Annotated in this window: 19 protein-coding genes; 10 read left to right on the plus strand and 9 right to left on the minus strand. The window is 65.5% G+C overall.

Features of this window, described 5'->3' with window-relative positions; all coding sequences use genetic code 11:
* Window positions 1-128 precede the first annotated feature (128 nt).
* Genes ACQCSW_RS02750 through ACQCSW_RS02765 form a run of 4 tightly spaced genes read left to right on the plus strand, consistent with a single transcriptional unit; the run spans window position 129 to window position 5,687 of the window.
* Complete coding sequence (locus tag ACQCSW_RS02750; protein WP_426990604.1) at window positions 129-1,778, plus strand: pyridoxal phosphate-dependent decarboxylase family protein; 1,650 nt, start codon at window positions 129-131, stop codon at window positions 1,776-1,778.
* Window positions 1,775-3,187, plus strand: coding sequence for a lysine N(6)-hydroxylase/L-ornithine N(5)-oxygenase family protein (locus ACQCSW_RS02755; RefSeq protein ID WP_426989395.1), 1,413 nt, complete (start codon window positions 1,775-1,777; stop codon window positions 3,185-3,187). Before ACQCSW_RS02750 ends, ACQCSW_RS02755 begins: the two co-directional genes overlap by 4 nt.
* A complete protein-coding gene (locus ACQCSW_RS02760) occupies window positions 3,184-3,789 on the plus strand; it encodes a GNAT family N-acetyltransferase (RefSeq protein ID WP_426989396.1) in 606 nt (201 codons plus the stop codon). The genes ACQCSW_RS02755 and ACQCSW_RS02760 overlap by 4 nt, the downstream gene beginning before the upstream one ends.
* A gap of 41 nt (window positions 3,790-3,830) precedes the next feature.
* Window positions 3,831-5,687: an IucA/IucC family protein gene (locus ACQCSW_RS02765; protein ID WP_426990605.1), complete on the plus strand. Its 1,857-nt coding sequence runs from the start codon at window positions 3,831-3,833 to the stop codon at window positions 5,685-5,687.
* Between the two features lie 254 nt (window positions 5,688-5,941).
* Here ACQCSW_RS02765 and ACQCSW_RS02770 read toward each other — a convergent pair whose 3' ends face one another.
* The gene (locus tag ACQCSW_RS02770) at window positions 5,942-6,166 is read right to left on the minus strand and encodes a hypothetical protein (RefSeq protein WP_426989397.1); all 225 of its coding nucleotides are present in this window, start codon (window positions 6,164-6,166) and stop codon (window positions 5,942-5,944) included.
* Between the two features lie 67 nt (window positions 6,167-6,233).
* Here ACQCSW_RS02770 and ACQCSW_RS02775 point away from each other — a divergent pair, with 67 nt between their 5' ends.
* The gene (locus ACQCSW_RS02775) at window positions 6,234-7,001 is read left to right on the plus strand and encodes an SDR family NAD(P)-dependent oxidoreductase (RefSeq protein WP_426989398.1); all 768 of its coding nucleotides are present in this window, start codon (window positions 6,234-6,236) and stop codon (window positions 6,999-7,001) included.
* On the opposite strand, the gene ACQCSW_RS02780 is transcribed toward ACQCSW_RS02775, so the two are convergent.
* Together ACQCSW_RS02780 and ACQCSW_RS02785 are read right to left on the minus strand one after the other, a co-directional pair.
* Window positions 6,967-8,046 (minus strand): FUSC family protein, encoded by a 1,080-nt coding sequence (locus ACQCSW_RS02780; protein WP_426989399.1) that lies wholly within the window; start codon window positions 8,044-8,046, stop codon window positions 6,967-6,969. The two genes, ACQCSW_RS02775 and ACQCSW_RS02780, sit on opposite strands and share 35 nt — an antisense overlap.
* A 215-nt stretch (window positions 8,047-8,261) precedes the next feature.
* Window positions 8,262-9,869, minus strand: a complete 1,608-nt coding sequence (locus tag ACQCSW_RS02785; RefSeq protein ID WP_426989400.1) for an MFS transporter — start codon at window positions 9,867-9,869, stop codon at window positions 8,262-8,264.
* A gap of 502 nt (window positions 9,870-10,371) precedes the next feature.
* On the opposite strand from ACQCSW_RS02785, the gene ACQCSW_RS02790 reads away from it, so the two are divergent.
* Together ACQCSW_RS02790 and ACQCSW_RS02795 are read left to right on the plus strand one after the other, a co-directional pair.
* Window positions 10,372-10,584 (plus strand): hypothetical protein, encoded by a 213-nt coding sequence (locus ACQCSW_RS02790; RefSeq protein ID WP_354250026.1) that lies wholly within the window; start codon window positions 10,372-10,374, stop codon window positions 10,582-10,584.
* Between the two features lie 71 nt (window positions 10,585-10,655).
* Entirely contained in the window at window positions 10,656-10,916 is a 261-nt protein-coding gene (locus ACQCSW_RS02795; RefSeq protein ID WP_426989401.1) for a hypothetical protein, read from the plus strand.
* 122 nt (window positions 10,917-11,038) lie between these two features.
* Here the strand turns inward: ACQCSW_RS02795 and ACQCSW_RS02800 are convergent, their stop codons facing one another.
* Window positions 11,039-13,564 (minus strand): ATP-dependent DNA ligase, encoded by a 2,526-nt coding sequence (locus tag ACQCSW_RS02800; protein WP_426989402.1) that lies wholly within the window; start codon window positions 13,562-13,564, stop codon window positions 11,039-11,041.
* 40 nt (window positions 13,565-13,604) lie between these two features.
* On the opposite strand from ACQCSW_RS02800, the gene ACQCSW_RS02805 reads away from it, so the two are divergent.
* The gene (locus tag ACQCSW_RS02805; RefSeq protein ID WP_426989403.1) at window positions 13,605-14,714 is read left to right on the plus strand and encodes a Ku protein; all 1,110 of its coding nucleotides are present in this window, start codon (window positions 13,605-13,607) and stop codon (window positions 14,712-14,714) included.
* Window positions 14,715-14,801: 87 nt separating this feature from the next.
* On the opposite strand, the gene ACQCSW_RS02810 is transcribed toward ACQCSW_RS02805, so the two are convergent.
* Entirely contained in the window at window positions 14,802-15,068 is a 267-nt protein-coding gene (locus ACQCSW_RS02810; RefSeq protein WP_426989404.1) for a DUF7218 family protein, read from the minus strand.
* Between the two features lie 301 nt (window positions 15,069-15,369).
* On the opposite strand from ACQCSW_RS02810, the gene ACQCSW_RS02815 reads away from it, so the two are divergent.
* Together ACQCSW_RS02815 and ACQCSW_RS02820 are read left to right on the plus strand one after the other, a co-directional pair.
* On the plus strand, window positions 15,370-16,215 hold the full coding sequence (locus tag ACQCSW_RS02815) for a class I SAM-dependent methyltransferase (RefSeq protein ID WP_354250021.1): 846 nt from the start codon (window positions 15,370-15,372) through the stop codon (window positions 16,213-16,215).
* On the plus strand, window positions 16,215-16,646 hold the full coding sequence (locus ACQCSW_RS02820) for an SRPBCC domain-containing protein (RefSeq protein ID WP_354250020.1): 432 nt from the start codon (window positions 16,215-16,217) through the stop codon (window positions 16,644-16,646). Before ACQCSW_RS02815 ends, ACQCSW_RS02820 begins: the two co-directional genes overlap by 1 nt.
* 154 nt (window positions 16,647-16,800) lie before the next feature.
* Here the strand turns inward: ACQCSW_RS02820 and ACQCSW_RS02825 are convergent, their stop codons facing one another.
* The 4 genes from ACQCSW_RS02825 to ACQCSW_RS02840 form a co-directional block, all read right to left on the minus strand.
* Window positions 16,801-17,079: an HPr family phosphocarrier protein gene (locus ACQCSW_RS02825; protein ID WP_426989405.1), complete on the minus strand. Its 279-nt coding sequence runs from the start codon at window positions 17,077-17,079 to the stop codon at window positions 16,801-16,803.
* A 66-nt stretch (window positions 17,080-17,145) separates the two neighbouring features.
* Window positions 17,146-19,173, minus strand: coding sequence for a PTS fructose transporter subunit IIABC (locus ACQCSW_RS02830; RefSeq protein ID WP_426989406.1), 2,028 nt, complete (start codon window positions 19,171-19,173; stop codon window positions 17,146-17,148).
* A gap of 2 nt (window positions 19,174-19,175) precedes the next feature.
* Window positions 19,176-20,210 (minus strand): 1-phosphofructokinase family hexose kinase, encoded by a 1,035-nt coding sequence (locus ACQCSW_RS02835; RefSeq protein ID WP_426989407.1) that lies wholly within the window; start codon window positions 20,208-20,210, stop codon window positions 19,176-19,178.
* The gene (locus tag ACQCSW_RS02840; RefSeq protein WP_426989408.1) at window positions 20,207-21,010 is read right to left on the minus strand and encodes a DeoR/GlpR family DNA-binding transcription regulator; all 804 of its coding nucleotides are present in this window, start codon (window positions 21,008-21,010) and stop codon (window positions 20,207-20,209) included. The genes ACQCSW_RS02835 and ACQCSW_RS02840 overlap by 4 nt, the downstream gene beginning before the upstream one ends.
* Window positions 21,011-21,192 lie beyond the last annotated feature (182 nt).

Raw genomic sequence — 21,192 nt, forward strand, 5'->3', positions numbered from 1 at the left:
GCCTGTTCAGATAAATAAGTCACTAAAGTTTGACGAAAAGGTTTACCTAAGTAAGGCTTGCCTTGCTAAAGCCCCCCAACGTCGAACTAAGGATGACCACTGTGCCGCTGCTGCCCCGTGTTGATGAGATGTACGTGGACGAAAATCGGGTGAGCGAAACCCCGCCCGGGCAGGATTTCGGTTCCCGTGTGGAGCTGGCCCTCGCTGCCACCAACCATCTGTTCAACACCCGGAACTCCACCCGGTACGTGGTGCAGGTGCTGCAGGGCGTCAACGCCGTGGCCACCAGGCTGGACCGCACCACCCGGCCGTTCACCGGCGTCGGGCCTGCAGAAATGAAGGCGCGCATCGGCGCCGTGGACCTGGACCAGCCGCTCCCGGACACCGCCGCGGCGCTGGAGGAGCTTGAGACCGTCTACCTCCGGGACGCCATCTACTTCCACGATGCGAAGTACGCGGCCCACCTGAACTGCCCGGTGGTGATCCCCGCGCTGGTAGGGGAGGCCGTCTTGTCCGCGGTGAACTCCTCGATGGACACCTGGGACCAGAGCGCCGGGGCCACCATGATCGAGCGCCGGCTCATCGACTGGACCGCCGAACGCCTGCAGCTGGGGGCGGCAGCCGACGGCGTGTTCACCTCCGGCGGCAGCCAATCCAACCTGCAGGCACTGCTGATCGCCCGCAACCACGCCGTTGCCGGGCTGCGGCAGGAACCGGCCAACGCCGGACTCCGACTGCCCGCGCTGCTCGAAAAACTGCGGATTTTCACATCAGCAGACAGCCACTTCAGCATCCAGAAGTCCGCGTCCATGCTGGGCATGGGCTTCGACGCCGTAATCTCCGTCCCGTGCGCCGCGGACCACAAGATGGACCCTGCAGCGCTCGCGGAGGCCATGGCGGAAACGCACGACACCGGGCTGGTGCCGATGGCGGTTGTGGCCACCGCCGGGACCACCGACTTCGGTGCGGTGGACCCGCTCGCAGACCTTGCCGCCCTGGCCCGCGCCTACGGTGCCTGGTTCCACATTGACGCGGCCTATGGCGGCGGGCTGATGGTTTCCGGCCGCTACCGCCACCTGCTGGACGGGACCCGCCTGGCCGATTCCGTCACCGTGGACTTCCACAAAACGTTCTTCCAGCCCGTCAGCTCCAGTGCCCTGCTGGTCCGCGACCGCGCCATGCTGCAGCACGTCACCTACTACGCGGACTACCTGAACCCGGAAAGCGCCGCCCTGGCCGAGATCCCCAACCAGGTGGACAAGAGCATCCAGACCACGCGCCGCTTTGACGCACTTAAGCTGTGGCTGACACTGCGCATCATGGGAGCGGATGCGATCGGCGCCCTGTTTGATGAAGCGATCGATCTCGCCGCCCGCGTGGGATCAGTGCTGGCGGCCGACGACGACTTCGAGCTCGCCGCCCACCCGCAGCTCAGCACGCTGGTCTTCCGGTACCGGCCCCGCGTGTCCGGCACTGTGTCCGGCACTGATGCGCCTGCCGGCCTTGCCGCTGCCGGTCTCACCGATGCTCACGGCCGGCTTTCCGAGGATGCGGCCGATACCCTCAACCCGGCCATCCGCGCGGCGGTCTTCGCGTCCGGGCAGGCCGTGGTGGCTGGCACCAAGGTGGCCGGCAGGCACTACCTGAAGTTCACCCTCCTCAACGCCGAAGCGACCCTGGAGGACATCAGCGGGATCATCGAGCTGCTGCGCCGCTCCGGCGCGCAGCTGCTGGCCAGCGACAGTGCCAGCCCCAGCACCAGCGAGGTGTCCGCATGAGCACCTCCACCGAACCGCGCATTTTCGACTTCGCCGGGATCGGCGTCGGGCCCTTCAACCTGGGGCTCGCCGCCCTCAGCGAGCCGGTGGACGGGCTGGACGGCGTCTTCCTGGAGCAGCGGGAATCCTTCGACTGGCACCCCGGCATGATGCTGGAGCCGGCCCATCTCCAGGTGCCGTTTATGGCGGACCTGGTGACACTGGCCGACCCCACCTCGCCGTATTCGTTCCTGAATTTCCTCAAGCAGACCGGGCGGCTCTACCGGTTCTATATCCGAGAAAACTTCTATCCGCTGCGCGCGGAGTACAACCAGTACTGCCAGTGGGTGGCCGGCCAGCTGCGGTCCGTCCGTTTTAGCACAGCTGTGCTGGATTTAACGTACGACGCCGGCGTGTACTGCCTTTCGGTGGAAGGTCCGGACGGGCCCGAGGTGCTGCTGGCGAGGCGGCTGGTGCTGGGCACCGGCACCTCGCCGTACGTGCCGGCGGCCTGTGACGGAATAGTCGAGGCGGCCGCGAACGGCGGGGGACTTGTCCTCCACAACGCCGACTACCTGTCGAGGAAGAGCGAGCTGCAGGCCAAACGCAGCATCACCATCGTGGGCAGCGGCCAGAGCGCCGCGGAAATCTACTACGAGCTCCTGCAGGACATGGAAACCTATGGCTACCAGCTGAACTGGGTCACCAGGTCCGGGCGTTTCTTCCCGCTGGAGTACACCAAGCTCACGCTGGAGATGACCTCGCCGGAGTACGTGGATTACTTCCACGGACTGCCTCAGGACCAGCGCGACGGCCTCATCAAGAGCCAGAAGAACCTGTACAAAGGCATCAACTCCGAGCTGATCGATGCCATCTACGACCTCCTGTACACCAAGAGCCTCTCCGGCATGGTGGACACCCAGCTGCTGACGCATTCGTCGCTCACGGGCGCCGTGTGGGATCCCGCCGCCGGTTCCCACACCCTGCAGCTCCGGCACGAGGAACAGGGCGCTGATTACGTACTGGACAGCGAAGCAGTGATCCTCGCCACCGGCTACACGTACCGGGAGCCGGACTTCCTGGCCGGCATCCAGGACCGGATTGCCAGGGACACAGCGGGTCGGCTCGCCGTGGCACGCAACTACAGCACCGGCGTCGAACCCGATGAAATTTTCGTCCAGAACGCCGAGCTGCACACGCACGGCTTTGTCACCCCGGACCTCGGCATGGCTGCCTACCGCAATTCGTGCATCCTGCGTGAGATCACCGGCCGCGAGGTCTATCCCGTGGAGCGCAGCATCGCGTTCCAGCAGTTCGGCCCGCCGCATAGTGTTCCAAATGCTGCGGGCCCGGTCTCCGGTTCAGTCTCCGGTCCGGCCGGACTCAGCGCCGAACCGGCTCCCATCCAGACAGCGGAGGCGTCCGCATGAGCTACTCGTTCCGCTGTGTTGACGCCGTTGCCGATGCACCCCTCCTCCACAGCTGGGTCACCCAACCGTACGCGTCGTTCTGGGGGATGCTGTCCGCCACAGTTGACGGCGTAGTGGAGGAATACTCGAAAATCCAGGCAACGGGGCATCACCATGCCTTGCTGGGGATTAACGACGACGGCGTCCCCGTCTTCCTGATGGAGGAATACCTGCCGGCCGCCTCGCCGCTGGCCGCGGTCTATGCCGTGCAGGAAGGCGACATCGGCATGCACCTTCTGGTGGCGCCGCCGTCGGGAGATCCCGAACCGGGGTACACGGCCGCGGTGATGGACGCCGTACTGGAACGGTTGTTCGAAAAACCAGGCGTGGAACGCGTGGTGGTGGAACCAGACTCCAGAAACTTGAAGATCCATGTGCTTAACGAGCGGCTGGGCTTCCAGCCGGCGGGGGTGGTCAACCTGCCGGACAAGGAAGCGCTGCTCAGCTTCTGCACACGCCAGGACTACCTCGCGGCGCGCGAAGGCCTGCGCCACCCCCAAGACCACGCCCAAGACCATTCCCATGACCTTTCCGCCCCGATCCACCAGGGAGCATCACTGTGACCACCATCGAGCTGGACCCCGCTGTCGTTGACCCCGCCGACATTGACGCCGCCGCCGATAGGCCGGACAGCACCGCCAATACGGTTCCCCACCTCGCGCCGGAGCGCTGGGCTGCGGCCAACCGCCACCTGGTCCGCAAGGCGCTCGCCGAATTCCTGCACGAACGCATCCTGGAGCCGCAGCGCCTTGGCTCCGGCGGGGGTGCCACAGGTCCGGAGGAGCCCGCGGTGTACGTGGTCCGCAGCGACGACGGCCTCACGGCATACTCGTTCACGGCCCGCGTGCTTGAGCTGGAGCACTGGTCGGTGGACCCCGTATCCATCCACTGCACGCGCAGCGGGGAGGATGCCGCCCCCGATGCCCTGCGCTTCATTACCGAGTTCAAGGACACGTTGGGGATCCGCGAGGAGATGCTCCCGGTATACCTCGAGGAGGTCAGCAGCACGCTGGCTGGCCACTCCTACAAGCAATGGCTGGGACAGCCGTCCGCAGAGGAACTCGCGGCAGGAGTCACGGGCGGCACCGACCCCGCCGCCGACTTCCAGGCCATCGAACGCAGCATGACTGAGGGCCACCCGTGTTTCGTGGCCAACAACGGCCGGCTGGGCTTCGGCATCAGTGACTACCGGGCGTTCGCGCCGGAGACCGGAGCTCCCGTCCGCCTGGAGTGGATCGGAGTCCATCGCAGCAAGGCTGTCTTCACTGCCAGCGCCGGGCTGGACTACCGCGCCCACCTGGAGGCCGAGCTCGGCGCCGCTGCGCTGCAGTCGATTGACGACGAATTCGCGGCCCAGGGTGTGGACCCCGCACAGTACTTCCTGATGCCGGTGCATCCCTGGCAGTGGGAGAACAAACTCACCGTGACGTTCGCTGCCGAAATCGCCCAGCAGCACATCATCCACCTGGGGACAGGTGCAGACATTTACCAGGCCCAGCAGTCCATCCGCACGTTCTTCAACACGGCCGCGCCCGCCAAGAGCTACGTCAAGACGGCGATGTCCGTCCTGAACATGGGCTTTATGCGGGGACTCTCGCCGCAGTACATGAAGGCAACTCCCGCCATCAATGACTGGCTGCAGGACCTGATCCGGTCAGACGAAGCCCTGCAGAAGCGCGGCCTGGCCATGATCAGCGAGATCGCTGCGATCGGTTACCACAACAGCTACTACGAGGCCGCGGCCGCCAAAGGTTCGCCCTACGGGAAGATGCTGTCTGCGCTGTGGAGGGAAAGTCCGCTCCCGCTGCTGGAGGACGGCCAGCAGCTTGCCACCATGGCGTCCTTGCTGCACGTCGATTCGGCCGGCAAGCCGATGGTGTCTGCCCTGATCGAGCGCTCCGGACTGGAGCCCGCCGAATGGCTGCGCCGCTACTTCGAGGTTTACCTCGTCCCGCTGGTCCACTGCCTCTACCGGTACGAACTCGCCTTTATGCCGCATGGCGAGAACGTGATCCTGGTGTTGGAGGACGGCGTGCCCGTGCGGGCAGTTATGAAGGACATCGCCGAGGAAATCGTGGTGATGGGGCACAGGCTGGACCTGCCCGAGGAGGTATCACGGATCCAGGTGGACATTCCCGACGGCGAAAAGGTGCTGGCCATCTTCACTGATGTGTTCGACTGCATCTTCCGCTTCCTCGGTGCCCTGCTGGTGGAGGACGGGAAACTCAGAGAGGAGGAGTTCTGGGGTACGGCCGCGCGGGTCATCCAGGACTACCAGGCTGAGAACCCGGAGCTGGCGGACCAGTTCGCCCGCCACGACCTGTTCGCCGCGGACTTTGATCTGTCGTGCCTGAACCGGCTGCAACTGCGGAACAACCAGCAGATGCTTGACCTCACGGACCCGTCCGGAGGGCTGCAGATGGCCGGCCGGCTCGCCAACCCGCTCGCCAGGTTCGCGTAGCGTCGGATTCTGCTCCATCATTTCGCGGGTTTCGGCCGGGTGGGCCCGTGATTCCGGGCCCGGTCCCGGGGCATAAGGGAATGATGGAGCAGAATCCGGCAGCGGGGTCGGCCGCTGCGAGTGCTGGACCGTGGGCTCAGCCCAGGGTCAGCTGAGCTCGTCCACCTTGCGCTCCAGCACCGCGCGCTCGGCGGCGTTCCCGCACAGCGCAACGGCTTGCAGGAGTGCCGACCGTGCGTCGTCACGCCGGGACTTTACGCCCCGGACCGTCCGGTGAGGGCGGGTCCGTGATCGGCACCCCCGGCATCCCCGGCGGGCTGCACGGCGGTGACAAGGGCGCGCTGCCCTACCTGTTCTTCAGGGTGGAGGACCTCGACGCCGCCTTGGCCCGGGTGCGTGAACTTGGCGGCTCGGTGGATGCCACGGAGCTGGGCCCAGGAGGACAACGCGGCGGAGTACGGCAGATTCAAGGTGTGCAAAGACGACCAGGGCTCGGCCTTCGGTCTGTACCAGCCGCCGGCTTCATAACACCGCTAGTCTGGGCGCATGGAGACACCCATTACAGCGCTCGTGACAGGGGCAACCTCAGGCCTGGGAGCTGAGTTCGCCCGCCAGCTCGCGCAGGAAGGCCACCACGTGGTGCTGGTGGCCCGCGACGCCGCCCGGCTCCGGCAGATCGCTGATGAACTCGAGCGTGATTACAGCGTTTCCGCTGAGGTGCTGCCCGCCGACCTGACGGACGACGCCGGGGTGGCTGCCGTCGTCGGGCGCCTCACGGACGCTGCTCGGCCGGTTGAAGTCCTGGTGAACAATGCGGGGATCGGGCTGCTGCATTCGTTCGAAAACAATTCCTTGGAGGACGAGAAACGGCACCTGCGCCTGCACGTGCAGACCCCCATGGAGCTTTGCCATGCCGCGCTGCAGGGGATGCTGGAACGGCATTCCGGCCGGATCATCAACGTGGCCAGCGTGGCGGCTTTCGCCAACCGCGGCAGCTACTCGGCTGCGAAAGCCTGGCAGGTCAGCTTCAGCCGCTGGGCCAACCTGGCGTATGGGCCGCGCGGCGTGCACGTCACGGCGCTGTGCCCCGGCTTCACGCACACCGAGTTCCACGACCGCATGGGCATGGACAAGTCGGTGGCCCCGCACTGGATGTGGCTGCGGGCGGACTGGGTGGTCCGGGACGGCCTGGCCGACAACGCCCGCGGGAAGGGCGTCTCGATCCCCACCAAACGCTACAAACTGGTGGCCGCTATCTCGCGCCTGCTGCCGGCGCGGCTTACGTCCGGGCCGCCGCGCCGCCCGAAGCAGTAGTCTTCCTCGGTGCGCGGACGGCCACCACCACGGCGATGCCGATCACGGCGCCCACGAAGGTCTCCACCGCGCGTTCGGTGACCAGCAGGCCCGGGTCCACGGGCGCGGCAAGCTGCGTCATCAGCAGGATCACCGGCGTGAAGAAGACCATGGCCCAGCCGTAGTGCCGCGCCATGAACAGCTCGGTGGGGAACTGGAACGCGATCACCAGCAGCGCCAGCACGGCGGCGGTGTGGCCGGGGAAATACTGCAGCGGGGAGAGCGGCCCCGGGAAAAGTACGACGGCGACCAGCGCCAACCCGACGAACGTCCCCACGATGCGGTGGATCCCGCGGTGGACGCGGCTGGGCAGGTCGGCTCCTGCCAGGGGGACGGCGGCCGCGGCCATCGCCCAGTGCGGGTGTCCGCTGCCGCTGAGCACTCCGATGGTTCCGGCGGCACCGACGGCCAGGATATAGCGGGCGGCGTGCACCAGCGCTGACTGCCGGAGTTCACCGCCGAGACGCGGAACGTCCCGCACGGCGCCCGCCTGCCAGGCCCGGACCCGCAGCCAGCCGGCGAAGCCCACCAGGATCGAGAACCCGGCCGAAGCTGCACCGATCAGCACGGCCGTCAGGAAAGGCACACTCGTTGGGACCGAGGCGCAGGCGCCCAGTGCCAGGATGCCGAAGAACGGTCCGTTCGGCTTGAGCCGGACTTTGTCGGAGAACAGGGAGCCAACACCGGCCAGCAAAGCCTCCACCAGGACCAGCCACCAGGAGTGGAGGTGGTTGACGGACAGGAATACGCCTACCGCAATGCCGCTGACCAGGACCACTGCCGCCTGCGACTGGTGCTTGAGACGAAGCTGATGGGATTCCGAGCGTCCGTACATGCCGGTCAAGGCGCCGAACACTGCGTACATGGTGAGCTCGGGGCGGCCAATGGCCAGGAGTACAAGGGAGGGCACTGCCACGCTGAGGGCAACCCGTACGGCCGAAAGCCGGTCGTTGTTCGCCGGGCCCAGAGCGTGCAGGGTGCGGGCATGGGCCATGACTCTGCGCACAGCCAACACCACCTATCAATCAAGCCCGTATTCGAAAATTAGCAGAAGCCCGGAATGGCCACCATTAGGTGGGTCACAGGGCGTCGTTGGGCCGGGCCGGGCACGGCTAAGGCCCGCCCTGCGTGCTTTCCCCCAAGGAAAGCGCGCGGGACGGGCCTTTGAGCGCGGGCTACAAGACGGCCCGGACAGGCCGGTTTGCTGTTGTGGTTTGTTGCTTAGACTCCGGCCGGAACCTTGGCGGCCGAGGCTGCCGAGGCGTCGGTGATGTCCTGGGTTTCGAACGGCATGTCGTCCAGATCGATCAGCGGGTTCTCGTCCTGGGTGGCCACAAGCTCGCGTGCCTCCGCCTGGGTGTCCACGCTGGGCATCGAGCCCGGCAGCGGGCGCTGCGCCGATTCCTTGAGGAAGTAGATCGCCACTGCGCCGATGGCCGAAGTGGCCATCAGGTAGTAGGCCGGCATCATGTCATCGCCGGTCGCCGTGATCAGCGCGGCAACGATGAACGGGGTGGTCCCGCCGAAGATGGCCACGGCGAAGTTGTAGGCGATACCCATGGCGCTGTACCTGTTGGCTGTCGGGAACTGCGCCGGCAAAGCCGAGGCGAGGTTCGCAACGTAGAACGTCACTGGGAAGGCGATCAGGGCAAGTCCTGCCAATGTGGACCAGACGTCGCCGATGCCGATCAGGAGGAACGCCGGGGTTGCCAGCACCACGGTGCTGATGGCGCCGATCCACAGCACGGGACGGCGGCCGATCCGATCAGACAGCTTCCCGGTCAGGGGAATGCAGAGGCTCATGATGACCAGCACGGGGATGGTCAGCAGCGTTCCGTGGACGGGATCGTAGCCCTTGGATTCCGTGAGGTACGTCGGCATGTAAGACGTCAGGGCGTAGCCGGCGGTGTTGGCAGCCGCGACAAGGATCATTGCGACGATGAGGGAGCGCCAGTAGGCCCTGACGATTCCGAACGGAGTCTTGGCGGCGTCCACGTCAGCTGCTGCTGCGTCCTGCCCGATGGATTCCTGGGCATCGAGAGTGGCCTGGAACTGGGGGGATTCCTCGATCTTGTTCCGGAAGTAGATGGCGATGAGGCCCAGGGGACCCGCAACCAGGAACGGAATGCGCCAGCCCCATTCCTCCATGGCGGTCTGGCCGAGGGTCAGCTGCAAGACGGAAACCAGCGCCGCACCAAGGGCAAAGCCAAGGTAGCTGCCCATATCCAGGAAGCTTGCAAAGAATCCACGGCGCTTATCCGGGGCATATTCGCTCACGAACGTGGTGGCGCCTGCGTATTCACCGCCGGTTGAGAAGCCCTGTACGAGCTTCAGGATTACCAGCAGCGCAGCGGCCCAGATGCCGATCTGGGCGTATCCGGGCAACAGCCCGACGGCGAACGTGCTCGCAGCCATAATCATCAGTGTTGCGGCGAGTACTTTTTGCCGCCCGATCTTGTCGCCGAGCCAGCCGAACACAACACCGCCGAGTGGACGGGCAATGAAGGTGGCAGCGAACGTTCCAAGCAGGAACAGCGTCTGGACGGACTTGTCGGCCTCGGGAAGGAAGACAGGTCCCATGGTGGTGATCAGGTAGCCGAATACGCCGACGTCGAACCACTCCATAGTGTTACCCACGATGGTTCCGCCGAGCGCTTTTTTCAGCATGGGCTTGTTTACAACATTCACGTCGGACTCTTTGAGCCGGCGGTGTGCAAGGATCTTAGGTTTCCGCGCACTTGGTAGTGCGTTATTAGGTACTGCATTGTTGGTTCCGCTGGCGTTGTTCACGCCTGCTGAAGAGTCGGTCGTGCTTCGGTCTGTGGGCATTTGGGCGACTCCTATGGAGGTCATTTGCTTGCGACTTGTAGCTGCCCCGCTCTGGGCAGGCCTTCAATTTTACGCGAATTCCATGGCAAATAAGAGGGTTGTACCGTAAAGTGCCCTCCTCGGAGACGGTTTCCACCGGTTTTCAGGGATTTCTTTTGGCTGCTCTCGCCCCGTTATCACTGGGATTCGGGCGGTTCAGGCCCAGCGTTACGGAATCTTTTTGTTCACGACGCCTTTTTTGGTCCATTTTTCCCCTGAATCGCGCGGAAAAGTGATGGCCGCCACGGCCATCCAGGCACCAGTCCCGGCCGCTTTTCAGACCGCTACCCGGCCCCACACGCGGGCCGGAAACCGGGGGTTCACAACCGAGCCTGAAACTGCCTATTGTTGAGCCATGGGAACACTGATTTTTGAGTAGGCGGACGCCTGCGGCCTGGTACCACCGGCCCCGTCCAGCTGATCTCGTCAGACACACTGATTCTCCTCAGAAAGGTTCCACCAAATGACTGAAGACAACACTCCCAGCCAGCCCGAATCCGCGCAGGACGACGCCGATGCCAAGGGCATCCGGGCCGGGCTGACCGAAGCGCAGCGGGCCATGCTTGCCAGCAAATCCCGGGGCGGCGACGCCGGCCTGCAGAGCGTCGGCAAGAGCCACAAGCCCACGCACGCCAGCGGCAAGCAGGGCCCTGCCGAAAAGAAGGTCCGCTGGTAATTCCAGCGCCCGGACAGCACGCCAGACCTACCTATGGGTAACCACTTCATTTCATTGCGGAAGGAAGAAAAATGGCTGAAAAACATGCTGGATCAAAAATCGAACCGGAGGTCGCGGACCATCTCGCGGCAGGCATGGAAACACAGTCCATGCCGGGACCGGCCACCATTGCGGTGACCACGGCGATGGCCGGCGAGCAGCACTGGCCGGACGGCAACGGCAAGCGCCGCCACCCCAAAGAGCAGGGTACAGACCACGGCCGCACGGGCCAGGAAGCTGCAGTCACGGCAGTGCACCGCACCGGCCGCCCGCAGATGCCGCACTCGTCCTAGGTCCACCCACGTTGGCGACGCGCAGCTGACCTGACGACACACAAAAGACCTGGCGACACCCGTATTCGGGCGTCGCCAGGTTTTTTGTGTGTCGCAGGGAAAATTTGGGCGTCGTGGAGGTGCTACGCCTCCGGCACCACTTCGTCAGCGTTCTTGTCCAGCCGCCAGCCCCGCCACACCGGATGCCTGAGCTTGCCGCTGCCCGTCCATTCCCCGAAAGTCACCTCGCCGACCATCCGGGGAATCACCCAATGGGCGTCCGCGGCATCCTCGCTGGGAACGTCGTCGAACGGTGACGTCTTGCGCGCCAGATCGTCCACTTTCTGCCGGAGTTCCTCCAGTTCGCGCATGCTGAACCCGGTGCCCACGCGACCCACATAGCGCAGCTTGTTGCCGTCGGGGATACCCACCAGCAGCGAACCCACCGAACTCTGCCGCCCGCCTTTGCCCGGCCGCCAACCACCCACCACGACTTCCTGGGTCTGTTGCAGCTTGATCTTGATCCATGTCCGGGTCCGTTGCCCGCTGACGTAGCGGCTGTCGGTCCGTTTGGCCATCACGCCTTCGAGGCCCAGCTCCTGTGCGCTCTCCAGGATGTGCTCGATCCTCTCGTCCAGGACGGCGGACAGCTCCACGGGACACTCCGACGGGTGATGGAACTCCTCCAGCCGCTGACGCCGCTTCGCGAAAGGCAGCCGGCGAAGGTCCTCGCCGCCGTCGGACAGGAGGTCAAAAAGCATCAGCCGGACCGGTATTGTTGCACGGGCCCTCGCGACGTCGCCGGGCCGGGTCAGTTTCATGCGTCCCTGGAGCAGCCCGAAGTCAGGTTTCCCGGAAGGCCCGACGGCGATGATCTCACCGTCGGCGACGAACGGCCCCTCCGGCCAGCAGGTCCGGTCCGTCAGCTCCGTGTAGGTTGCGGTGACGTCGATGCCGTTGCGGCTGAAGATCCGGACCTTCTTTTCGTCCGCGACCAGCAGGGCACGCACCCCGTCCCACTTCAGCTCGAACTGCCAGTCGCTGCCGTGAAGGTCGGCGGCGGTGCCGGACGTTGCCATCATAGGACTGAAATCTTCAGCACGAAGCGGGGAAGACGCGGCCGGGGCCGGGGAATCGTCCGCGGCAGGCTCATTCCCGGAAGTGTCGATCTCCGCCGAAGCTTCCGCAGGGTCACCCTCCGAATCCTCCTCCACCGGAGCCCTCCGCGGATGAAAGGTGTGGTGGTCCTTGTCCATGAGGTGGATGAGCCATTGCCCTTCGCCGTCTCCGCCCTGCCCCCGGCCGGTGTGGATGAGGGCGAACTTCCTGGTGCCGCCCAGACCGCCGCCCGCAGCGCCGGTCAACGTGGCGATGACCTCCCGGCCGTTGATCCATTTCTCCAGTTCATACGTGCCGTGGTCCCAGATAGTGACTTCGCCGGCGCCGTATTGGCCTTTGGGAATGGTGCCCTCAAAAGAGGCATAGTCCAGGGGGTGGTCCTCGGTCTGGACCGCCAGATGGTACTTCTCGCCGGATTCCGGGACGCCCTTCGGCAGGGCCCACGACACCAGCACGCCCTCGTGCTCCAGCCGGAAGTCGAAGTGCAGCCTGCTCGCGTGGTGCTCCTGGATCACAAAGGTATCCCCGGTCCCTGAGGCGCCGGAGAACGGCTCCGGCGTCGCGTCCGGGTCCCGCATCGAACGGTACCGCTCCAGGCGGGCGTGCGCGCCGCCGTCGTCCGGCTTGGCACTAGGGTTCCCCGTGTCCCCAGGGTGCCCGGCACCGCGGCCGACGGCGGCGAACGGGTCCTTGCCCGCCTTGACCCGGCGCAGCACGGTTTTGTAGTCGAGGTGCTGCAGTTTGGGGGAACCGATCTCCTGCCAGGTCCGCGGGGCAGCCACCGTGGGGGTGAGGCGGCCGCGCAGGGAGTACGGCACGATGGTGGTTTTGGCGGCGCTGTTCTGGCTCCAGTCCACCAGCACCTTGCCTTTGCGCAGTGTCTTTTTCATGTCGCTGACGGCGAGATCCGGGTGGTCCGCTTCCAGTGCGCGGGCCAGTTCGTGGGCAAAATCCGAGATCTGATCGGAGGTCTGCGTCCCGTCAAGGCCGGCGTAAAGGTGGATGCCCTTGCTGCCGCTGGTCACCGGCACAGGTTCCAGGCCCACGTCCTGCAGGATGGCGCGTGCCAGCCTGGCAACCTCGGCGCATTCCTCCAGCCCGGCACCGTCGCCGGGATCGAGGTCCAGCACCAGGCGGTCCGGGTGCAGCTGCTTGCCGTGGGAGTCCACTTGCCACTGGGGGACGTGGATTTCCAGCGAATTGATCTGGCCGAACCAGGTGAGCGTGGCGGGATCGTTCACCATCGGGTAGTAGATGGTCCGGTCCTTGTGCTTGATGGCGGCGCGGGGGAGCCAGCCGGGCGCTGAATCCTCCAGGTTCTTCTGGAAGAACACCTCGCCGGGCTGCCCGGCGGTGCCCACACCGTTGACCCACCGCTTGCGGGTGGCGGGCCGGTTGGCCGCCGCGGGAATCAGGACATGGGCCACGGCGGCGTAGTAGGCCAGGACGTCGGCCTTGGTGGTGCCTGTCTCCGGGTAGATGATTTTGTCCAGGTTGGTGAGGGTCAGTTCCCGCCCCGCCACCCTGACGCGTTCCTTAGGGCCGGCCATGGGTCTTCACCTCCGGCCGCGGGTGATGTTCACTTGAGGGATGAGAGCCATCTGGAAAGGTGCCATCGCGTTTGGACTGGTCAACGTGCCCGTGAAGGTCTACAGCGCCACCGAGGACCACGACATCAGTCTCCACCAGGTTCACAATGCCGACGGCGGCCGGATCCGGTACCAGCGCCGCTGCGAGGTGTGCAGCAAGATCATCGACTATTCGGACATTGACAAGGCGTTTGAGGACGACGGCCGGACGGTGGTCCTGTCCAAGGATGAACTCAAATCCATCCCGGCGGAGAACAGCCACGAGATCGAGGTGGTCCAGTTTGTCCCGTCGGAGCAGCTGGAACCCATGATGTTCGAGAAGAGCTATTACCTGGAGCCGGATTCCAAGTCGCCCAAGGCCTACGTCCTGCTGCGCCGGGCGCTTGAGGATACGGACCGTGTGGCCATCGTCCAATTCGCCCTGCGCGAGAAGACGCGGCTGGGGGCGCTGCGCATCAAGGAGGACGTACTGGTGCTGCAGTCCCTGCTGTGGCCCGACGAGGTCCGGGAGGCCAGCTTCCCTGCGCTGGACACGTCCATCCGGATTTCGGCCCAGGAACGCGAAATGTCTGCGGCCCTGGTGGAGTCGATGGCCGCCGATTTTGAACCCGAGCGCTTCACCGATGACTACCAGGTGCAGCTCCGAAAGCTCATCGAGGCCAAGCTGGAGAAGGGCGATTCGCTCGATACCGACGAAACGTTCGGCGCAGAAGCGGGTGAGGGCGGCAACGGCGAGGTCATCGACCTGATGGAGGCGCTGAAGCGCAGCCTGGAACGGAAGCGCGGCGGCGGGAAGCCTGCCGCCTCTGAGGATGCGGGCTCTGAGGATGCGGGCTCTGAGGATGCGGGCTCCGGGGACGCGGACGACGCCGACACGGAAGAAGGTGCCGACGGTTCCGGCGGGAAGGCTCCCGCCAAAGCCGGCGGAAAGGCCGCGGGAACCAAGACGGCTGCGGCGAAGTCCTCCGGAACCAAGACCGCCGCCACATCCACTGCCGTCAGCAAGTCCACGGCGACTAAGTCCACCGCTGCAAAATCTACCGCCGCTAAGTCCGCCGCTTCGAAGCCTGCGGCGAAGGCCGTCACCACGCCCGCGCGAAAGGGTGCTTGAGGCTGTCCGCGAGCAGTCCGCCCGCGAGCGGGCGGTCCGGGAACCCTCGGTCCGGGAACACTTTGCGTTGAGGCAGATGGCCGCCGCCTAGGAGTTCCGCAGGGCGGAGATAAGCTCGCTCTTTTTCTTCGCGGAGTAGCCGGTGAGGCCTATTTCCTTCGCTTTGGCCTTCAGTTGCGGGACGGTCCAATCGTCGTAGTCGCCGGACTTCCCGCCCTTGCGGCCCACCGCGGAGCGGCCCTTCGTGGCGGCCGCGTTCGAGATACGGGCGGCCTTCTGCTTGGACGCACCGTCCTCGCGCAGTTCCTCGTAGAGTTCAGGATCTTTCAGGCTCGGGTTCGTCTTGCCGGGCATGTCGTCCTCCTTCAACCGGGACCGGGATCTCGGACAGGCTCAATCACCGGTGATTGTGCCTGTAGAAATCCTGGACGCCGTCGCACCGTATTGGCTGGTCAGGTTTCCACGCTAATTCCGGGACTCTGGAAACACAAGGAAGCACTAAGGTTGCTTGCTTCCGTGGGGAGCCCGTAGCTCCAGACGCTTTACAGCCCGTGCCGCTGCGGCCACAATGGGTCGCATTACAGCCCTGTGCAACAGCGTGCTGTCACTCGAAGCCTGTCAAGGGAAAAGCCTGTCAAAGGAGAGGGGCGCCACCATGAATGACAAAGCGGAAGAAGACGAGGCAGACCGGGCATTGAAGCAAAAGCACCGGGCTATGTGGGCATCGGGGGATTACCCGGCACTGGCCAGCGAATTAGTGCAGGATCTCGGGGCCATCCTGGTTGATGCCTGCGGAATCAAGCCGAAGCAGCACGTTTTGGACGTGGCTGCGGGCGCCGGTAACGCGGCCATCCCTGCGGCCATGATGGGTGCCCATGTGGTGGCCAGCGACCTCACCCCGGAGTTGTTCGACGCCGGACGCCGGCAGGCTGCCGATCGCGGGGCCGGGCTTGAATGGGTGGAAGCAGACGCCGAGGCGCTGCCGTTCGAGGACGACGCATTTGACGTGGTCACGTCCTGTCTAGGCGTGATGTTCGCACAACACCACCAGGCGGGGGCCGACGAAATCGTCCGGGTGTGCAAGCCCGGCGGCACCATCGGCCTGCTCAGTTGGACGCCTGAGGGGTTCATCGGGCAAATGTTTGCGGCCATGAAACCGTTCGCCCCGCCGCCACCGCCTGGCGCCCAGCCGCCGCCGCTGTGGGGCAGCGAAGACCACGTGCGGGAACTCTTCGGCGACAGGATCACCGGTATCCAGGCAAAAAAGCGCACGTTGGCCATCCGCAGTTTCCACCAGCCGGAGGACTTCCTGCGGTACTTCAAGTCCCACTACGGTCCCACCATCTCGGTGTACAAGTTCATCGGCGACGACCAGGACAAGGCCCAGGCCCTGGACAAAGCGCTTACCGAACTGGCCGATTCGTTTGGCGAGGCCCACGGTGATGCCGTATGGCAAATGGAATGGGAATATCTGCTCTTGACCGCCAAGGAGGCCCGGTAATGCCCGGGAACCTTGTGGCCACATCCACCATCACCATTGATGCTCCGGCGGACCGCGTCTGGAAGATCATCACCGATCCGGCCGCTGTGAAGGAATTTATGTTCGGCGCGGACCTGGTGACCGACTGGACGGAGGGCGGGCCCATCGCCTGGCGTGGCGAGTGGGAGGGCAAACCCTACGAAGATAAGGGCGAGATCCTCGAGGTAGAGCCCGGCCGCAAGCTGGTCCACACGCACTTCAGCCCGCTCGGCGGTGAAGAGGACAAGCCGGAAAATTACCACACGCTCACTTGGACCCTCGAGGACAAGGATGGTGCAACAACGCTCACGCTCTCGCAGGACAACAACGCTAACGAAGACGCGGCGGAGCACTCCCAGGGCATGTGGGACATGCTCGTGGCGGACGTCAAGGAGATTGCCGAACGCGGCTAAGCAGCCCAACTGGGTAGTAGTAAGTGTCGTTATGAGCGTCCATAACGACACGTACTGCTACCTACTTGGGTGGGGCCGCTTAAAGCCAACGGCCGCCGTCGTACCTTTCCCAAGAGGGGAACAGGCGCGACGGCGGCCGCTGGCGTCAAGCTGTTTACTCGGCGTCGTGATCCGTTTCCAGGATCCGGACCAGGCGCTCCAGGGCGTCGTCCGCGCCGGTACCTTCGGCGCGGAGCACCACAACGTCGCCGTGCGAGGCACCAAGGCTCATGAGGGACAGGATGCTCGCGGCGTCCATTGCCTCATCGGCCGGCTCATCTGCGCGGGCGATGGTGATGTCCAGGTCGAACTCGCCGACGGCCTCGGCAAAGATGGCGGCGGGGCGGGCGTGCAGGCCTACTCGGCTGGCGACGGTTGCGGCGCGTTCTGGCATTTTTGCTCCTTTTGTCTTTCGGCGCCCGTTGGGTCAGCGCCGTGAATCGTTGTGGGTAAGGCCGGGTCAGACCGTTACGGGAACGGGCTCCACGGTAGCAGCGGGCTTGGCGGCTGCCCAACGCTTGAGGGCGATCACGGCCAGCGCGCTGACCACGGTTCCGGCCAGGATGGCGACGACGAACATCACCAGGTTGCCGATGGCGAAGAACACGAAGATACCGCCGTGGGGTGCCTGCGAGGTGACGCCGGTGGCCATGCAGAGAGCGCCGGTGAGGGCGCCGCCCACCATGCTGGCGGGGATGACGCGCAGCGGATCGGCCGCGGCGAATGGGATGGCGCCTTCGGAGATGAAGGAGGCGCCCAGCAGCCAGGCCGCCTTGCCGTTTTCACGCTCAGCCAGGCTGAAGAGCTTCTTGTCCAGGACGGTGGCCAGGGCCATCGCCAGCGGCGGGACCATGCCGGCAGCCATGACGGTTGCCATGATCTGCCACGGTGCCTGGTTGGTGGCGCTGCCGGCACTCAGGCCTGCAACAGCGAACGCGTAGGCAACCTTGTTGACCGGGCCGCCGAGGTCGAAGCACATCATGAGGCCAAGGATGATTCCGAGGACGACGGCGGAGGCGCCGGTCATGCCCGACAGCCAGGAGTTCAGTGCGGTGGTGAGTCCGGCGATCGGGCCGCCGAGGACCAGGAACATCAGGCCGGAGGCAAAGATGGAGGCCAGCAGCGGGATGATCACCACGGGCATCAGGCCGCGCAGCCAGCGCGGTACCTGCCAGGTCCCGATCAGGTGCGCAATGTAGCCGGCCAGCAGGCCGCCGACGATGCCGCCGAGGAAACCCGCGCCCATAAAGCCTGCGACGGCGCCGGCAACAAAGCCCGGCGCGATGCCGGGACGGTCGGCGATCGCGTAGGCGATGTAGCCAGCCAGTGCGGGCACCAGGAAGCCCATGGACAGGGCGCCGATCTTGAACATGACCGCGCCGAGGTAGATCGCGAGGCCGCCTTCGGGCAGGTTGCCGAAGTTGTTCTCCACCACCACCTTGTCAGCGACGCCCGTGATGTCGTAGCCGCCCAGGAGGAAGCCCAAGGCGATCAGCAGACCGCCACCGGCCACAAACGGGATCATGTAGCTGACACCCGTCAGCAGCGCCTTCTTCAGCTTCTGGCCGATGTGCTCACCCTTTTCGGTGGCCTCGTTCTCAGCCTGTTCCTCTGCCCCGAAGTGGGGGACGCGGCGCGCATTCGGATTGTCAGCGGCAGCGAGAGCTTCCTGGACCATCTTGGCGGGCTCGTCAATGCCGCGCTTGACGGGCGCGTTGATGACGGGCTTGCCGGCAAAGCGCTCCTTGCCGCGGACATCCACGTCCACCGCGAAAATCACGGCGTCAGCGGCGGCAATGACTGCCGGGTCCAGCGGCTTGGCGCCGGAGGAACCCTGGGTTTCCACCTGCAGGTCCACGCCCATTTCCTGGGCAGCGGCGACCAGCGAGTCGGCGGCCATGTAGGTGTGGGCGATGCCGGTGGGGCACGCGGTCACAGCCACCAGGCGCTTCGGCCGGGACGCAGACCCAGCGGACCCAGCGGCGCCAGCCCCGGCAGCAGGAGCAGCATCGGCAGGAGCCGCGTGGGCTGCCGGCTTGTCCGCCAGGGCGCCGTCCACCAGTTCCACGATTTCCTCGCGGGAGGAGGCGGCGCGCAGCGCCCCCGTGAAGTCCTTCTTGATCAGCGAGCGGGCCAGCTTTGACAGGAGCTTGAGGTGCTCCTGGTCCGCGCCCTCGGGGGCGGCGATGAAGAAGACCAGGTCCGCAGGGCCGTCCTTGGCGCCGAAGTCCACCTTGGGGTTGAGCCGGGCCATGGCCAGCGTGGGTTCGATGACCGCGGCAGAGCGGCAGTGCGGGATGGCGATGCCGCCGGGGATGCCGGTGGCTGTCTTCTGTTCGCGGGCGAAGGCGTCGGCGAAGAGGCCTTCAACTTCTGACGCGCGGCCGGTGGCAGCTACTTTGCTGGCCAGGTGCCGGATCACGTCCTCGGGCGAGGTGCCCAGGTTCTGGTCGAGCTCGACCAGTTCGGTGGTAATGAGCTGAGTCACTGTCAATCCTTTCGAAGGGCCGTGATGGTTACGGCATCCGGGGTGGTTTGGTGGACTGCCGGGACAGTGGAACCCGGCAGGGAGGCGGCGGCGGCACCGTGTGCCACCGCCTGACGGAGGCAATCGGCCGGGGCGGCGCCCCGGCCGTGGGCGAGCAGATAGCCAGCCAGCGATGAATCGCCCGCGCCGACAGTACTGACCGCGGCGACCGGCGGATGCGTGGCCAGCCACGCGCCGTCGGCCGTTACCAGGACAGCTCCCTTGGATCCGAGAGTTGCCAGCACAGCACCCACACCGGAACGTACGACGGCGGCGGCGGCCGCTGCGGCAGCCGCCGGATCCGCTTCCAGTTCGTCTGCGGTGGACGCCGTGGCGAAGCCGGCTGCAGCAGCCAGTTCCGCCAGTTCCTCGGCGTTGGGTTTGAGGAGGTCCGGTTTCCCGGACACACCGTCCTGTGAAGTGCCATCCGGCGACGTGCCGAAGACGGCGGCGACGAGGGGTCCGCCGGAGGAGTCGACGGCGATCAGCGGGGCGCCGCCGTCGGCTCCGATACCAGTGCCCGAACCGGCGCCGTTGCGCAGCCGCCGGGTGACGGTGGCGTAGAAGTCGGCCGGGAAGCCGGGAGGCAGGGAACCTGCCAGGACCACCCAGCTTGCGCCGCGGGCGCGCTCCAGCAGCAGGCCGATCAGGGCTTCCTGCTGGTCCTCGCTCAGTACGGGGCCAGGCTCGTTGATCTTGGTGGTTACGCCGCCCGGTTCGGTGAGTGCCACGTTGGTGCGCAGCGGCTCGCCGATGAGGAGGGCTGCGAACGGGACTCCACCGTCGCGCAGCCCGGCGAGCACGGGATCACTCTCCGCGCCCGGAAGCACGGCGAGGGTCTCCAGTCCGGAGGCGACCAAGGCGCGGGACACATTGACGCCCTTGCCCCCTGATTCCTGGCTGACAGAGACGGCCCGCTGCACCTCGCCGCGTTCCAGCGGCCCGGGCAGGGCGACGGTGCGGTCCAGGCTGGGGTTGGCAGTGAAGGTGACGATCACGCGATCACCACGTCAACGCCGGCCTCGGTCAGGGCCGCCGCCAGTTCGGGGCTGGGCTCGCTGTCTGTAATCAAGGTGTCCAGATCTTTCAGGGAGGCGAACTGGACCAGGGTTTCTGCGTCCAGCTTGGAGGAATCGGCCAGCACCACGATGCGGCGGCCCGAATGGACGAAGGCTGCCTTGACGGCGGCTTCTTCAGGATCGGGGGTGCTGAGGCCAAAGGTGGGGTGGATGCCGTTGGTGCCGATGAAGGCGATGTCCGGGCGCATCCGGTGCGCGGCCTCCACGGTTGACTGCCCCACGGCGGCCTGGGTGAGGCCCCGCACCCGGCCGCCCAGGATCTGGAGGGCGATTCCGGGAGCGCTGGACAGTTTCGCTGCAATGGGAACGGCGTGCGTGATGACCACGAGTTCGGCGCCGGATTCGGTGGCGGAAGGTACGACGGCGGCGCGCCGGGAGAGGAGGTCGGCCAACGCTTCGGTGGTGGAACCGGCGTCGAGCAGGATGCTGCCGGACTTGGCCTGGGGGATCAGGGCGAGGGCCGCCTGCGCGATGCGCATCTTCTGGTCCGGGCGCTGGATGGTCCGTTCGTTGATGCTTTCCTCGGTGGTGCTGAAGCGGTCGGCCGCCACTGCGCCGCCGTGGACACGCCGTACAGTGCCGGTGGTTTCAAGGGTGGCAAGGTCGCGGCGGACGGTTTCGGTGGTGATGCGGAAGCGCTCCGCCAGCATGGTCACGCTGACCCGGCCGGTGCCGGCTACTAGCTCGGCAATTTTCTGCTGGCGCTCTTCGGCGAACACGTACCCTCCATTGCGTAAAGTGCTGAATCCCAGCTGCTGTGAAGTCCAGTGACTGGCATCACATGATGTTGAATTACTTGACTTTATCTGTGTCTATGTTGGTTTGTCAACGAAAGCCATAAAAACGCAGAACCACCTGGAGTTTTTGTCCACTTATTGGGAGTTGAACGGCTCGGAAGTCG

The sequence above is a fragment of the Pseudarthrobacter sp. Y6 genome (assembly GCF_050156205.1).
Classification (GTDB): domain Bacteria; phylum Actinomycetota; class Actinomycetes; order Actinomycetales; family Micrococcaceae; genus Arthrobacter.

Bases quoted from the DNA above. Each gene is read 5' to 3' on its own strand.
- ACQCSW_RS02750 (WP_426990604.1), top strand. From the start codon at position 129: ATGTACGTGGACGAAAATCGGGTGAGCGAAACCCCGCCCGGGCAGGAT.
- ACQCSW_RS02755 (WP_426989395.1), top strand. From the start codon at position 1,775: ATGAGCACCTCCACCGAACCGCGCATTTTCGACTTCGCCGGGATCGGC.
- ACQCSW_RS02760 (WP_426989396.1), top strand. From the start codon at position 3,184: ATGAGCTACTCGTTCCGCTGTGTTGACGCCGTTGCCGATGCACCCCTC.
- ACQCSW_RS02775 (WP_426989398.1), top strand. From the start codon at position 6,234: ATGGAGACACCCATTACAGCGCTCGTGACAGGGGCAACCTCAGGCCTG.
- ACQCSW_RS02785 (WP_426989400.1), bottom strand. From the start codon at position 9,869: ATGCCCACAGACCGAAGCACGACCGACTCTTCAGCAGGCGTGAACAAC.
- ACQCSW_RS02790 (WP_354250026.1), top strand. From the start codon at position 10,372: ATGACTGAAGACAACACTCCCAGCCAGCCCGAATCCGCGCAGGACGAC.
- ACQCSW_RS02795 (WP_426989401.1), top strand. From the start codon at position 10,656: ATGGCTGAAAAACATGCTGGATCAAAAATCGAACCGGAGGTCGCGGAC.
- ACQCSW_RS02800 (WP_426989402.1), bottom strand. From the start codon at position 13,564: ATGGCCGGCCCTAAGGAACGCGTCAGGGTGGCGGGGCGGGAACTGACC.
- ACQCSW_RS02805 (WP_426989403.1), top strand. From the start codon at position 13,605: ATGAGAGCCATCTGGAAAGGTGCCATCGCGTTTGGACTGGTCAACGTG.
- ACQCSW_RS02810 (WP_426989404.1), bottom strand. From the start codon at position 15,068: ATGCCCGGCAAGACGAACCCGAGCCTGAAAGATCCTGAACTCTACGAG.
- ACQCSW_RS02815 (WP_354250021.1), top strand. From the start codon at position 15,370: ATGAATGACAAAGCGGAAGAAGACGAGGCAGACCGGGCATTGAAGCAA.
- ACQCSW_RS02820 (WP_354250020.1), top strand. From the start codon at position 16,215: ATGCCCGGGAACCTTGTGGCCACATCCACCATCACCATTGATGCTCCG.
- ACQCSW_RS02825 (WP_426989405.1), bottom strand. From the start codon at position 17,079: ATGCCAGAACGCGCCGCAACCGTCGCCAGCCGAGTAGGCCTGCACGCC.